Origin of the sequence: Yersinia alsatica, from assembly GCF_025133195.1 — a bacterium.
In the GTDB taxonomy this organism is placed as follows: Bacteria; Pseudomonadota; Gammaproteobacteria; order Enterobacterales; family Enterobacteriaceae; genus Yersinia; species Yersinia alsatica.
In genome coordinates this window covers 3095931-3110117 of sequence record NZ_CP104006.1, presented here as the reverse complement: position 1 = coordinate 3110117, position 14187 = coordinate 3095931, and the positions used below count along the sequence as shown (strand labels likewise).

Genomic DNA, 14187 nt, shown 5'->3' with positions numbered 1-14187 from the left:
TAATGTAAAGTACCGGGCGGCTGAACTTCATAATTCATATACTAAGTCATATAAATTGCGGAGACACTCGCCATTATTACATGTAATAATCATCTGCTATTCTGTTACACATCAATTGTTCCGCACGTATCAACGTTAATGCGCAAGGCGAAAGGATTTTTTATGAAGCTGAAATACACGATCATCGCATCGGCATTGCTATCACTCACCGCGCTTTCTGCTGCACATGCGGCAAAAGAACTCGCTCCAGAGCAAGCAGCAGCCATCAAGCCCTTTGATCGCATTACTATTACTGGCCGGTTTAATGCAATCAATGAAGCAGCTGATGCGGTATCCCGCCGTGCTGATAAATTGGGCGCAGACTCTTTCTATATCCAAGATATCAACAGCAACAATAATGGCGGCAACTGGCGTGTAACGGCCGATGTTTATCATAATGATGCACCGGAAGTGAGCAAAGAGACCCAGTATCGCGTCTTTAATGGTGTTAAAGAATTACCAAAAACAGAAGCCTACGCGTTGCAACCTTATGACACTGTTTCTGTCAGCGGTTTCTTCCGTAGCCAACCTGATATCAGTGACGCCATTTCCAAAGCAGCAAAAGAGAAAGGCGCTTACTCCTTCTTCATCGTGCGTCAGGTCGATGCCAACCAAGGTGGCAACCAGTTCGTGACGGCCTATGTCTATAAAGAAGATGCAGCCAAACGTGTGGTACAAAGCCCGGATGTGATTCCTGCGGATTCAGATGCGGGTCGTGCTGCGCTGGCAGCCGGTGGCGCAGCTGCAGCGAATGTTGAAATTCCGGGTGTGGCCTCTTCAGGTACACCGAGTGCTGATGTTGGCCGTTTCTTTGAAACCCAATCATCAACTGGTAAACGTTACACCGTAACGCTGCCAGATGGCACTCAGATTCAAGAATTGAATAACACCACTGCCGCGCAGATGGTGCCGTTTGATTCTGTTAGCTTCACTGGTCACTTTAACAGCATGACGGATGTCTCTCACGAAGTCGCCAAACGTGCGGCGGCAAAAGGGGCTAAGTACTACCACGTGACTCGCCAATGGCAGAATAAAAGCGGCGGTAACTTGAGCGTGAGTGCTGACCTGTTCAAATAAATTTGTTTGAATAATCATCAAAAGGGCAGCCATTAGCTGCCCTTTTGTTATTGGCTCGTAATATACCCGCCGTTGATGAGCGTTGATTGAATAATTTTTTGCCGAAATCGCATAACCAATCATTGCATGATCGCTTCCCACTCCGTAAAATCTTCCAAAAATTTTGGGGCTATTATCTGTCAGGTCTTGATATATTCGCCTCATATAATGCTGCTTAAAAGCCAGTAACCATTCATTAATACTCTAAAAACCAGGATCCACAATTGGAAAAAAAACTCGGCCTGACTGCGCTAACTGCGCTGGTCCTCAGCTCTATGCTGGGTGCAGGTGTCTTCAGCTTGCCGCAAAATATGGCTGAAGTTGCCAGCCCGGCAGCCTTGCTCATTGGCTGGAGTATTACCGGCGTGGGGATCATTTTCCTGGCGTTTGCGATGTTGTTATTAACGCGCCTGCGCCCTGATCTGGATGGTGGAATATTCACCTATGCCAAAGAGGGTTTTGGCGACCTTATCGGCTTTTTCTCGGCTTGGGGCTACTGGCTGTGTGCGGTGATTGCCAACGTCTCTTACTTAGTGATTGTTTTTGCCGCCTTGAGTTTCTTTACCGATAAATCGGGCAGCGTTATCTTTGGTGAAGGAAATACCTGGCAGGCATTATTGGGGGCATCTTTCCTGCTGTGGTTGGTGCATGCTCTGGTGTTACGCGGCGTGCAAACTGCCGCCAGTATCAATCTGGCCGCCACATTGGCGAAACTACTCCCTATTGGTGGTTTTATTGTTCTGGCGGGTTTCGCCTTCAGCCTCGATACCTTCAGTTTTGATTTTACCGGTATTGCGCTGCACACCCCAGTATGGCAGCAAGTGAAAGACACTATGCTGATCACCTTGTGGGTCTTTATTGGTGTAGAGGGCGCCGTGGTGGTGTCTGCCAGAGCACGGAATAAAAAAGATGTTGGGCGCGCTACCATGCTGGCGGTGCTCTCCGCACTCAGTGTTTACCTGCTCATTACGTTATTGTCCCTTGGGGTGGTGCCTCGCGCTGAATTGGCTGGCATGCGTAACCCTTCGATGGCCGGTATTATGGTTGAGATGATGGGGTCTTGGGGGGAAGTTATTATTGCCACCGGGCTGATTATTTCTGTTTGCGGCGCATACCTGAGCTGGACCATTATGGCAGCAGAAGTGCCAATGGTTGCTGCTAACCACGGCGCATTCCCTAAAATATTCCGCCATCACAATCAACACAATGCTCCGGCCAAATCCCTGTGGTTGACCAACTGTGCGGTACAAGTGGCACTGATCCTTATCTGGCTGACCGGCAGTAATTACAATACTTTGCTGACGATCGCATCAGAAATGATCCTGGTGCCCTACTTTCTGGTTGGCGCATTTCTGTTTAAAGTGGCGTTAAAACGTCAGGATTGGCGGTTGATTGTGGTAGCCGCTGGTGCTTGCTTATATGGCTTGTGGCTGATTTATGCTGCGGGATTATTATACCTGTTGCTCTCTGTCCTGCTATACGCACCAGGACTGGCGGTATTCATTTATGCACGTAAAGGGCATGAAGGGCTACGGCTACTCAATACGTTGGAACGTGCGGCTATCTGCCTGGTGTTAATCGCCACTATCCCGGCAACCTGGCTCGCAATGCAATGAGTTGAAAATAGTAGCGAAATAAATATCTCAAATGGACAGGCCAGTTAAACGAGTTTGTCCATTTGAATATTTTGTTAACACCGCTAGTAATTTTCTGTTCCCAAGATGTCCACAGATAAGCATTCGCCCTTCTGACTCAGCCCCATCGACTGCGGAAATTTTTGCTTAATTTCTCCGAGTTGCGCGGTTTCCAAAGCATAAGGCAACTGAATATCCAGCGCGGTTATGCCCTGCAGCTCCGCTAGTCGAATCAAGCGAACAATATTCGTTTCATCACTAAGTTGGGTTGATAAAACCTGTAGAGCCAAGGCCGTAAGCCGCTCTTGCGGGGTTCTCTCCAATTCAGTTTGCGATTTTACCACCATCCCAAAAATCGGCATAACACCATAAATAGCATCAAGAAAACTCCAACGTTTTTTGCAAGAAGCGGCCAAAAATTCCGTGTAATCGAAGCAGACTTTCTCACTGTGCGCTGGCACACCAATGTGTTCGCCACTCATCCCTCAGTCCTTAGCTGATCGATACAGCTATTCATTAATCATAGATATTGATATATAAACGATGGGCGCAACCAGATAGAGATGACGATATAATCACTTACATTAATATAATGAAATGATTTGCCCGTTGTCTAGCAATCACTCACTAGCATTAATAACAAGTAGAATAAGTAACGTGCATAGTATTGCTGCCAACAGCGCGCTATGCTGAATTCCGGCCCTTTTATAAACTGAAAAACATGACCAAAATAGTTTTTGTAGAAGACGACCCGGAGGTCGGAAAGCTGATTGCAGCCTATCTGGGCAAGCATGACATCGATGTGTATGTAGAACCACGCGGTGATACAGCGCAAGCGGTTATTGAAGATCAACAGCCTGACCTGGTGTTGCTCGATATCATGTTGCCTGGAAAAGATGGGATGACATTGTGTCGCGACTTGCGACCAAGTTATGACGGCCCCATCGTGCTGTTGACCTCACTGGACAGTGATATGAACCATATTCTCTCTCTGGAGATGGGGGCCAATGACTATATCCTGAAAACCACACCGCCAGCGGTATTGTTAGCCCGCTTACGTTTGCATCTCCGTCAGCACAATCAGCAGCAGACTAAAGAGACTATCAGCCCGCCACTCACCAGCTATAACGCGATTCATTTCGGCTTACTTTGCATTGACCCAGTCAATCGGCAGGTCAATCTCAGTGATGAAGAGATTACGTTATCCACCTCTGACTTTGATCTGCTATGGGAGTTGGCAACACATGCTGGCATCATAATGGATCGCGAGGCACTCTTGAAAAACTTGCGCGGCGTCAGTTATGACGGGATGGACCGCAGCATCGATGTCGCTATTTCGCGTTTGCGCCGCAAACTCTATGACAATGCTCTTGAGCCTTTCCGCATCAAAACCGTGCGCAATAAAGGGTACTTGTTCGCCCCGAATGCATGGGAGTCTGTGCAGCAATGAGGAAGCTATTTATTCAGTTTTTCTTATTGCTATTCGTCTGTTTTTTGGTGATGGCGATGTTAGTCGGGCTGGTTTATAAAGTCACCGCAGAGCGCGCTGGGCGTCAGTCACTCGATGATTTGATGAAAAGCTCGCTGTCTTTAATGCGCAGTGAGTTACGCGAGATCCCGCTAAAAGACTGGAACAAAACCATCGCCACATTAGATTTAAATCTTTCTTTCCAATTACATATCGAGCCACTCGATAAACGTGACCTTGGCGAGCGGCTGAATAAGCGCCTACGGGCAGGCGAAATCATTGCGCTGGATGATGAATATACATTCCTGCAACGAATACCTCGCAGCCATTATGTCCTCGCGGTAGGCCCAGTCCCCTATCTATTTTATCTGCATCAGATGCGTTTGCTCGATTTAGCCTTACTCATTCTGATTGGCATGTCTTTAGCTTTACCCGTATTCCTCTGGATGCGCCCCCACTGGAAAGATTTACTTAAACTGGAAAATGCGGCCCAGCGCTTGGGGGCGGGTCATCTTGATGAGCGAACACATTTTGATCCCACGTCTAGCTTAAGCCGCCTGGGGGTCGCCTTTAACCAAATGGCAGACAATATCAGCACCTTGATTGTCAGTAAAAAGCTGCTGATTGATGGGATTGCACATGAGTTGCGCACCCCACTAGTTCGCCTACGCTATCGTTTAGCAATGAGTGATAATCTGACTGAAAGTGAACAACAGGCTTTGAATCATGATATTGGCCAGTTGGAAGCTCTGATCGACGAACTTCTCACTTATGCTCGTCTGGACCGCCCGCAAGTCTCCCTAAATCTTGAACCCATAGATCTGCCGGGCTGGTTAACCACAAAGGTTATGGATATGCGCTTGATTCATAGTGAGCGCGAGATTGAACTGGATATCCCCCATCACGGGGATTTTGGTGCGGTTGACCTGCGTCTGATGGAGCGCGTTCTGGATAATTTAGTCAATAACGCCCTACGTTACTCCACCAAACGACTGCGGGTTGGGTTATGGTTTGATGGCGATAACGCCTGTTTGCAAGTTGAAGATGACGGGCCAGGTATCCCACTGGAAGAAAGAGCTCGAGTTTTCGAGCCATTTGTTCGCCTCGACCCAAGCCGAGATCGCGCCACCGGTGGCTGTGGCCTGGGATTGGCTATTGTTCACTCCATTGCACTGGCTTATCAAGGCAGTATCTCTGTCGATGCCAGTTCATTAGGTGGTGCCAGCTTCAGATTCTGTTGGCCGGTAAAAAGTCTTTACTCACTGTCTACTGACCCAGATAGTCTTAATTAATTGCCACCAATGACATAAGTTGGCATATCAGATTTATGGAGTGTTCTATGACTAATGCTTATCAGCACCTGCGCACCACTTTCACTCGCCTTTCCCGTTTTGAGCATTTGTCGGCTATTGCCGGATGGGATATGCAAACCATGATGCCCGCCAAAGGTAACCTTGCTCGCTCAGAGGCTATGGCTGAGTTAAATGTACTGCAACATCAGATTCTAACCGCCAAACAGGTCGGTGAGTGGCTGCAACAAGCCGAGCAAGAAACACTCAATGACATTGAGCGGGCGAATGTGCGTGAAATGCGCCGCCATTACAATAATGCGGTGTTATTGCCAGAAGCACTGGTTGAAGCCAAATCACTGGCAGGAGCGCGCTGTGAACATGCCTGGCGGCAACAACGTATCGCCAATGATTGGAATGGCTTTGCAGAAAATCTGCGTGAAGTGGTCAAACTCAGCCGCGAAGAAGCGGCAATTCGCGCACAGGCCGCGGGTACATCGCGCTATGATGCCTTACTGAATTTATATGAACCGGGGACGAACAGCGCCGATCTGGACCGTATCTTTGGCGATCTTAAGCAGTGGTTACCTGAGTTATTACAGCAAGTCACCGCCAAACAAGCCAATGAACGTTGCCTGATCCCACAAGGGCCATTTGACCTAGAAAAACAGCGCCAGCTTGGCTTGAATGTGATGAAAGTACTGGGTTTTGACTTTGACGGCGGGCGCGTTGATGTCAGTGTGCATCCATTCTGTGGCGGTGTTCCCCAAGATGTACGCATTACTACCCGTTATAATGAGCAAGAGTTCCTCAGTTCATTAATGGGCATTGTGCATGAAACCGGCCATGCCCGTTACGAGCAAAACCTTCCCCGTGAATGGTTAGGCCAACCAATATCACATGCTCGCTCGACAGCAATTCACGAATCGCAAAGCTTGCTGTTTGAGATGCAATTAGCGCGCAGTGAGGAATTTCTACAAATTGTTCGCCCGCTGGTTATCCAACAATTTGGTGAACAGCCTGCTTTTGCCGAGCAAAATTTTGTGGCTCTCAATCAACGTGTCAAAACTGGCTTTATCCGGGTTGATGCTGACGAAGTCAGCTATCCTGCGCATGTCATTTTGCGCTATGAGATTGAAAAGGCATTAATTAGCGGTGAAATAGAGGTAGAAGATATTCCCGCGATCTGGAATGAGAAAATGCAGCAATATCTCGGGATTAGCACTGAAGGCAACTACCGTAATGGATGTATGCAAGATATTCACTGGACGGATGGCGCCTTTGGGTATTTCCCTACTTATACACTAGGCGCTATGTACGCCGCCCAATTATTCCAAACTGCCCGCAGCTCAATTCCTGACTTAGATAAAAATATTGCCAATGGCGACCTTAGCGCCCTATTCACTTGGTTGCAGCAGAATATCTGGCAACACGGTAGCCGCTATTTAACCGCCGAACTGATCACTAAAGCTACAGGTGAACCACTTAATCCGCGCTTTTTCCGTCAGCATCTAGAACGGCGTTATTTATAATCTGCTTTTGCACACAAACTAAACCTCAAAATACTGCCCTCACCCTGAGCGGCAGTATTCCTCTGCCAAGCTTAGATCCCAGCGTAATACCCAATTGGCACATGGCTAAAGAGTGCCGTTTTTTAACTCACAGCATACTGTATGTTGTAACTAAAGTTTGAGGTTTAAATAGAGTGAGAGATATATCGAGCGACTGATTACCGAGAACAATCAGCTCTGTACAATCGGTTACAAGCCGAAACCAATGACTCACGGAAGCTATTCATCATTTACTCTATTCTCATTACAACGACCCAACGGGGCCGATATACAAACAGAACACTGAGGAATAAATCATGAAAACAGTATTAGCTCTGATTGTTGCTGCAACTCTGGGTATGTCATCTGTCGCCTTCGCCGCAGACACTGTTGCACCGCCAGCAGCACCGATGGCAACTGCACCGGCTGCACATAGTGCTCCAGCTAAAACTATGCACCACAAAAAAGATAAAAAATCGATGAAGTCAGATTCGATGAAAAAAATGGATAAAGCCGCGCCAATGCAAAAAGCTCAGGCAGCCAAAAAACACCATAAAAAAGCAACACACAGTAAATCTGCACCGGCAGCAGTCCCTGCCGCAAAGTAGCAGCCTCTAGCTAAATAAAGCTGGAGCCAGCTCTCCACGATTGACTGTAACAGCTGATTCACTCAACACCCGGTTTTCCGGGTGTTTTTTATCAGGAGTGCTGAAAATGCTGCGTCGCTACTTATTTGAAATCACTTTAGCTACATTAGTTATTTGCGGTGTGATCACATTATTTTTTTATTTATAGTACCAGTGGCTGGTGCCGCGCTAAAATTATTGAAAAATCAATTATCGACAATGTTCCACACGGCTAATTATGTCTATAGTTAGCGATAGTGGGATTCATGATGAGCCGTTTAATCAACAGTTTTCAACTGTGTGTTGATAGATAACCTCTTGGTCGGTAAATAAAGGCAAGGCTAACTATTTATGCGTTTATCTTCATTATTGCTATTAAGTTTTTTACCTCTTTCTACCGCTATTGCCGCCCCTCCGACTGATACACAAGCTGCTGATAGCAGTGCTGCGGATCAAACAACCCTATTTTTTGGTAAAGATGACCGTACAGTCGTAACCGATAGTACCGAATGGCCATGGCAAGCCATTGGGCAAGTTGAAACCGCTAGCGGCAATCTTTGTACCGCCACGTTAATCTCCCCTCACCTTGCGCTCACTGCTGGTCATTGCGTATTAGCTCCGCCAGGGAAGATTGATCGCGCCATTGCCTTACGGTTTATTTCCCATAATGGCCATTGGAAATATCAAACATCTCATTTGGAAACTCTGGTCGATGCTAAGTTAGGTAAGAAACTTAAACCTGATGGTGACGGCTGGATAGTTCCGCCGGCCGCCGCTGCTTATGACTTTGCTCTTATTCGGCTAACCAATGCAAAAAGTATTCCGATCAAGCCGCTGCCATTATGGGATGGCACTGCTAATGAGCTGACACAAGCACTGAAGCAAGTTAATCGAAAAATAACGCAGGCAGGTTATCCACTTGATCACCTAGACACACTATACAGCCATGAGAATTGCCTGATTACTGGCTGGGCGCAGCAAGGCGTACTTTCACACCAATGCGATACTTTACCGGGCGATAGTGGCTCACCCTTACTGCTGAAAGATGGCGAGAACTGGTCTTTGATTGCCATTCAAAGTTCAGCTCCCGCCGCGAAGGACCGCTATCTTGCAGATAACCGCGCTTTAGCCGTTACTGCTATTAGAGATCGGTTAAAAGCACTGGCAAATAAAGTCACTAAGAAAGCCAAATAGAAAATTAAGCCACAAGGTTCAATATTCAATATTCAATATTCAACACCTGATTATTCTTTATTAACACTGTGGGGCTTTTGATTAAATTTAAACACAAAAGTCCCACCGAGTGCGGCGGCATATCGGCTTAATGTTGTCAGGTTTGGTGAAATGATGCCTTTCTCCATACGGCTGATATTTTGCTTCTTCAGCCCTGCGCGTTGGGCGACCTCTTCCTGTGTGAGATGGCATTGCTGACGGGCAGCTTTCAGCTCCGTCATCATCGCTTGCCGAATCTGTATATCTGAATAAGCTTCACTGACCTGAGGATGAGTTAAAGCCGCTGCTTTAACTTCAGCAAAAGGAATAATGTCAAAATCATCTTGTTTTTTCATGGCTGCAATCTCCGTTTGAGTTCCTTCATGCGCTGATAGGCCAACATCAGTGTCCTTCTTGGGGTCTTTTGCGTTTTCTTCTGCAAAATATGAATGACATAAACTTGTCGCTCAGCTTGATAAAAGAAAAAACCGCGCCCTACCCCCTCCTTTGCACTGACCCGCAGTTCTTTCAGGCCTCGCCCGATATCGCGAACTACTGGCTCTCTCAACTCATGTCCATATGCTTCAAGCTCATCCATGGCCTTAATCAAAGCCGCCTGTATACCTGCCGGTAATTTGAATAACTCTCGCTGCGACAACCGCAACAAATTAATCTTATACATAAGCAATCCTTGCTCTGAAAAAACTCTATCAAACTCACCAAATGTAATCAAACATGGTGACCCACAATCAGACAAACTTTGAACAACCCGCCCAATTGCCAAGACAGATATACCTGTAGTCAAAGACTCCAGGCAATAATGAAGCGGCGGGATGTGGGAGTTAATTAGTGACTCTCGATCGGCTTCGCAGAAGAGTTGAAACTCTTCATCGATTACATAGCAAAAATATAAATAACAATTGATAAATCATATGGATGTCGAGACAAACAGGGATTTAAGGGGAAAAGGGAGTGAAGCAAAGCTCCGCACGAAAAACAGTTATGTCTCAGCGCGGAGCGGTGCTAATTAGGCAGAAAGCTGTTCCATTGTTTGCAAAATACGCTTGTCGGAAATCGGATATGGTGTCCCTAATTGCTGAGCAAATAAGCTGACACGCAACTCTTCAATCATCCAGCGGACTTCTTTAACATCTTCATCTTGCTGACGTTTTGGCGGTAGCTTACTGAGCCATTGCTGCCACATCTGCTGCACATGTTCAACGCGTTGCATTTGTGCGCGGTCGCGATGAGGATCCACCGCCAGTTTTTCCATCCGGCGCTCAATCGCTTGTAAATAACGTAATGTATCCGGTAACCGCTTCCAGCCATTATTGGTGACGAAACCGCGATAAATCAGGCCCCCAAGTTGGGCTTTGATATCGGAAAGCGCTAAGGCCTGCGAGATATCGACCCGGCCTTTCAGCCGCTTATTAATACTGAATACCGTGGTAAGGATCTGCTCAACTTGCTTGGCAATATCGACCACAGTTTCATTCAGCTCGGCACGGACTTTTTCTTGTAGCCGAGCAAAATCAGCTTCTTGCCACACTGGGCCGCCATTTTGGGCGACCAGTTTATCCACCCCGCAAGCGATGCAATCATCAATTAAATCCATCACTTTGCCATACGTATTAAAATAGAGGCCGAGTTTGGATTTATTCGGCAACTTTTCATGCAAATACCTAATCGGAGAGGGAATATTCAGCAGCAATAAGCGCCGAGTTCCTTGCCACATGGCCTGTTGTTGCTGAGATTCTGTATCAAACAAACGAATAGCTACACTGTCTTTTTCGTCCACCAGGGCCGGATAAGCTTTGACTTCATATCCACCACGGCGCTGTTCATAGCATTCAGGCAAAGAGCCGAAGCTCCAGATATGCAAACCATTTTGTTCGATACCATCGTCAGCAACCGCAGAGAGCGTCTCCTGCACTTTCTCTTGTAGTTGCAACTTCAAGGCAGCAAGATCTTTGCCTTCACGTAGCGTTCGATTTTTGTCATCCAGCACCCGGAATGTCATCTTCAGGTGGTCTGGTACCTGCTCCCATTGCCAACTTTCACGTGACACCGTCACGCCAGTCATGCGACGAAGCTCGCGCTCTAAGGCATCTAGCAGCCCTGTTTCCAGTGGTGTTGCCCGTGCCAGAAAAGCTTCCGCATAATTAGGCGCAGGAACAAAGTTGCGGCGAACTGGTTTGGGCAATGACTTGATCAGTGCCACCACTAATTCGCGGCGAATCCCGGGGATCTGCCAGTCGAAGCCCTGCTCCTGAACCTGATTGAGAATAGGCAATGGAATATGCACCGTAACCCCATCGGCATCAGTACCCGGTTCAAATTGATAGGAAAGCCGTAACTTTAGTGAGCCTTGATACCAAAAATTTGGGTAATCCAGTGGGTTAACTTTGTTAGCGCCATCCTTGATAAGCATGGTTTTTTCAAAGTTAAGCAACTCGGGTTGGGTTTGACTGGTTTTCTTCCACCAGCTATCAAAATGACGCGCTGAAATAACATCGCGACCAATACGCTGATCATAGAAATTAAACAGTGTCTCATCATCAACCAGAATGTCGCGCCGGCGGGATTTGTGCTCCAGTTCTTCCACTTCGGCCAATAGTTTCAAATTGGCGCGGAAGAAAGCATGGCGCGTTTGCCAATCCCCTTCGACTAATCCATGACGGATAAACAACTCGCGACACAGTGGCGGGTCAATCGGGCCATAGTTTATTTTGCGCTCAGTCACAATCGGCAAGCCAAATAAGGTGACTTTCTCACTGGCCATCACCGCCCCTTGCGCTTTCTCCCAATGGGGATCGCTATAATGGTGTTTAACCAGATGCTGCGCCAAAGGTTCAATCCACTCTGGCTCAATGCGAGCCGCAATGCGGCCCCACAAACGGCTGGTTTCAACCAATTCTGCGACCATGCTCCATTTCGGCGGTTTTTTAAATAAGCCGGACCCGGGGAAGATAGCGAATCGGGCATTGCGCGCACCGGTATATTCTTGCTTATCAACATCTTTCTGACCGATATGAGATAGCAAGCCGGTCAGTATTGCGGTATGCACACTGCGATAATCCGCCGCGACACTGTTGACCGGGATTCCTAGCTCTTTCACGACCTGACGCAGCTGAGTATAGATATCCTGCCATTCGCGTACCCGCAGATAGTTCAGAAAATCGCTGCGGCATAACTTACGAAATTGTGCCGATGACAGCTCTTTTTGCTGCTCTTTCAGGTAATCCCACAAGTTAACAAACGCCAGGAAATCAGAATCTTTGTCGGCAAAGCGGCGATGTTTCTCATCAGAGGCTTGCTGTTTATCCATTGGCCGCTCACGCGGATCCTGAATAGATAACGCCGAGGTGATAATCATCAACTCCCGCACACTGCCACTTTTCTGTGCTTCAAGCACCATGCGCGCCAGACGAGGATCGACCGGCAATTGCGCCAACTGGCGGCCTAGTGGTGTTAATTGCTGATGACCATTATCCGCCGTTTGTATCGCTCCTAACTCTTCCAGCAGCCGCACACCATCTTGAATATTGCGTTTATCCGGCGCTTCCACAAATGGGAATGCAGCTATATCCCCCAGACCTAATGAGGTCATTTGCAGGATAACTGACGCCAAATTAGTGCGCAGAATCTCAGGATCGGTAAATTCAGGGCGTGAGAGAAAATCCTGCTCAGAATAAAGACGGATACAAATACCGTCCGACACACGACCACAGCGGCCTTTACGTTGATTAGCCGAGGCTTGAGAAACGGGCTCAATTGGCAACCGCTGGACTTTGGTGCGGAAACTATAGCGGCTGATACGCGCCGTGCCGGGATCGATAACATACTTGATGCCGGGTACAGTCAGCGAGGTTTCTGCGACGTTGGTCGCCAGCACAATACGCCGCCCGTGATGTGACTGAAACACCCTATTCTGCTCACTATTTGACAAGCGAGCATAGAGCGGCAGCACTTCGGTATGCGGCAGGTTCTGTTTTGTCAGCGCATCCGCGGTATCGCGAATCTCACGCTCACCGCTCATAAATATCAGAATATCACCGGGGCTCTCATGGCTCAGTTCATCTACCGCATCAAAAATAGCCTGCAACTGATCGCGCTCAACATCGTCGGCATCATCCACTATCGGGCGATAGCGCACTTCCACCGGATAAGTACGGCCTGAAACTTCGATAATCGGTGCATTATTGAAATGTTTAGAGAAGCGCTCGGGATCAATGGTAGCCGACGTAATAATGACTTTAAGATCAGGGCGTTTGGGTAATAATTCACGCAAATAGCCCAAAATAAAATCAATGTTCAGGCTGCGTTCATGCGCTTCATCGATAATTAAGGTGTCATATTGCATCAGCAGACGATCTTGCTGAATTTCAGCCAGCAGAATACCGTCGGTCATTAACTTAACCAGCGTATTCTCGCCAACCTGATCGTTAAAACGGACTTTATAGCCGACACAACCGCCAAGGGAAGTGTCCAATTCATCAGCAATACGGTTCGCTACCGTCCGAGCCGCCAGACGCCGTGGCTGGGTATGGCCGATGACCCCTTTAACACCACGCCCCAGCTCCAAACAGATTTTCGGCAACTGCGTGGTTTTACCCGACCCGGTCTCACCGGCGACGATAACCACTTGGTGGTCGCGGATAGCATCATAAATATCTTGTTTCTTCTGACTGACCGGCAAATTTTCAGGATAAGTGATGGTCGGACAAGCCGCTCGACGGCTGACAACCCGCTGCATCGCCGTGGCTATTTCAGCCTCGATTTCACGGGTAATGGCTTCTATAGCCTCAGGATTATTGACTTTTCGTGCGCCTTGCAGCCGACGCCGCATACGCTGTTGGTCACGGAGCATCAACTCACCGAGTTGGGAAGATAATGCTGCGAGTGAAGATTTCACGTTCAGTGTTCCTTGTTACGATGCGGCTGCACTCAAGGTATCAGCCCAATGATTTGATACTATGGATTTGATTAGCCGGTGTTTTTTATTAATAGACGGTAATTTTGACCTGCTAACGCTCTGTAAGAAATCCATAGCTTTTAATGATATAAACCTTACCGGATATGGTAACACAGACAGAGTTTGCCCCGTAACCCAACCGATATTGGCTCGCTGATTATCCTCATTCAATAAAATCGAACAAAGAACGCAAAATATTGCGCTATCACTGATAGAAAAATATGAATAAAGTGTATTCCATTGAAAGGGCGTATCGCCTAAGTCTCTGTTACCTTTTA

Annotated in this window: 12 protein-coding genes; 8 read left to right on the top strand and 4 right to left on the bottom strand. The window is 47.5% G+C overall.

What is annotated here, in order from left to right; genetic code table 11:
* The first annotated feature begins 162 nt into the window (after positions 1–162).
* Both ydgH and N0H69_RS13890 read left to right on the top strand, forming a co-directional pair.
* Positions 163–1116, top strand: coding sequence for a DUF1471 family protein YdgH (gene ydgH / locus N0H69_RS13895; protein ID WP_050134491.1), 954 nt, complete (start codon positions 163–165; stop codon positions 1114–1116).
* A gap of 263 nt (positions 1117–1379) precedes the next feature.
* The gene (locus N0H69_RS13890; protein WP_050151187.1) at positions 1380–2771 is read left to right on the top strand and encodes an amino acid permease; all 1392 of its coding nucleotides are present in this window, start codon (positions 1380–1382) and stop codon (positions 2769–2771) included.
* Between the two features lie 83 nt (positions 2772–2854).
* On the opposite strand, the gene N0H69_RS13885 is transcribed toward N0H69_RS13890, so the two are convergent.
* A complete protein-coding gene (locus N0H69_RS13885; RefSeq protein WP_050107088.1) occupies positions 2855–3271 on the bottom strand; it encodes a hypothetical protein in 417 nt (138 codons plus the stop codon).
* A gap of 239 nt (positions 3272–3510) precedes the next feature.
* Here N0H69_RS13885 and rstA point away from each other — a divergent pair, with 239 nt between their 5' ends.
* The 6 genes from rstA (at position 3511) to N0H69_RS13860 (ending at position 8916) form a co-directional block, all read left to right on the top strand.
* The gene (gene rstA / locus N0H69_RS13880) at positions 3511–4239 is read left to right on the top strand and encodes a two-component system response regulator RstA (protein ID WP_050151186.1); all 729 of its coding nucleotides are present in this window, start codon (positions 3511–3513) and stop codon (positions 4237–4239) included.
* Positions 4236–5549: a two-component system sensor histidine kinase RstB gene (gene rstB, locus N0H69_RS13875; RefSeq protein WP_050107092.1), complete on the top strand. Its 1314-nt coding sequence runs from the start codon at positions 4236–4238 to the stop codon at positions 5547–5549. The genes rstA and rstB overlap by 4 nt, the downstream gene beginning before the upstream one ends.
* A gap of 47 nt (positions 5550–5596) precedes the next feature.
* On the top strand, positions 5597–7078 hold the full coding sequence (locus N0H69_RS13870; protein WP_050151185.1) for a carboxypeptidase M32: 1482 nt from the start codon (positions 5597–5599) through the stop codon (positions 7076–7078).
* 335 nt (positions 7079–7413) lie between these two features.
* A complete protein-coding gene (asr, locus tag N0H69_RS13865; protein ID WP_050134494.1) occupies positions 7414–7704 on the top strand; it encodes an acid resistance repetitive basic protein Asr in 291 nt (96 codons plus the stop codon).
* Positions 7705–7810: 106 nt separating this feature from the next.
* Complete coding sequence (ydgU, locus tag N0H69_RS22355; protein ID WP_491010438.1) at positions 7811–7891, top strand: small membrane protein YdgU; 81 nt, start codon at positions 7811–7813, stop codon at positions 7889–7891.
* Positions 7892–8073: 182 nt separating this feature from the next.
* Positions 8074–8916: a trypsin-like serine peptidase gene (locus N0H69_RS13860; protein WP_050107096.1), complete on the top strand. Its 843-nt coding sequence runs from the start codon at positions 8074–8076 to the stop codon at positions 8914–8916.
* Between the two features lie 50 nt (positions 8917–8966).
* Here the strand turns inward: N0H69_RS13860 and N0H69_RS13855 are convergent, their stop codons facing one another.
* The 3 genes from N0H69_RS13855 to hrpA form a co-directional block, all read right to left on the bottom strand.
* Positions 8967–9290, bottom strand: coding sequence for a helix-turn-helix domain-containing protein (locus tag N0H69_RS13855; RefSeq protein WP_050107097.1), 324 nt, complete (start codon positions 9288–9290; stop codon positions 8967–8969).
* Positions 9287–9616 (bottom strand): type II toxin-antitoxin system RelE/ParE family toxin, encoded by a 330-nt coding sequence (locus N0H69_RS13850; RefSeq protein WP_050107098.1) that lies wholly within the window; start codon positions 9614–9616, stop codon positions 9287–9289. Before N0H69_RS13850 ends, N0H69_RS13855 begins: the two co-directional genes overlap by 4 nt.
* A gap of 345 nt (positions 9617–9961) precedes the next feature.
* A complete protein-coding gene (gene hrpA, locus N0H69_RS13845) occupies positions 9962–13849 on the bottom strand; it encodes an ATP-dependent RNA helicase HrpA (protein ID WP_072077498.1) in 3888 nt (1295 codons plus the stop codon).
* Between the last annotated feature and the right edge of the window lie 338 nt (positions 13850–14187).

Coding starts and splice junctions, on each gene's coding strand:
- N0H69_RS13855 (WP_050107097.1), bottom strand. CDS start 9,290: ATGAAAAAACAAGATGATTTTGACATTATTCCTTTTGCTGAAGTTAAA.
- N0H69_RS13870 (WP_050151185.1), top strand. CDS start 5,597: ATGACTAATGCTTATCAGCACCTGCGCACCACTTTCACTCGCCTTTCC.
- N0H69_RS13860 (WP_050107096.1), top strand. CDS start 8,074: ATGCGTTTATCTTCATTATTGCTATTAAGTTTTTTACCTCTTTCTACC.
- N0H69_RS13885 (WP_050107088.1), bottom strand. CDS start 3,271: ATGAGTGGCGAACACATTGGTGTGCCAGCGCACAGTGAGAAAGTCTGC.
- asr (WP_050134494.1), top strand. CDS start 7,414: ATGAAAACAGTATTAGCTCTGATTGTTGCTGCAACTCTGGGTATGTCA.
- ydgU (WP_491010438.1), top strand. CDS start 7,811: ATGCTGCGTCGCTACTTATTTGAAATCACTTTAGCTACATTAGTTATT.
- rstA (WP_050151186.1), top strand. CDS start 3,511: ATGACCAAAATAGTTTTTGTAGAAGACGACCCGGAGGTCGGAAAGCTG.
- rstB (WP_050107092.1), top strand. CDS start 4,236: ATGAGGAAGCTATTTATTCAGTTTTTCTTATTGCTATTCGTCTGTTTT.
- ydgH (WP_050134491.1), top strand. CDS start 163: ATGAAGCTGAAATACACGATCATCGCATCGGCATTGCTATCACTCACC.
- N0H69_RS13850 (WP_050107098.1), bottom strand. CDS start 9,616: ATGTATAAGATTAATTTGTTGCGGTTGTCGCAGCGAGAGTTATTCAAA.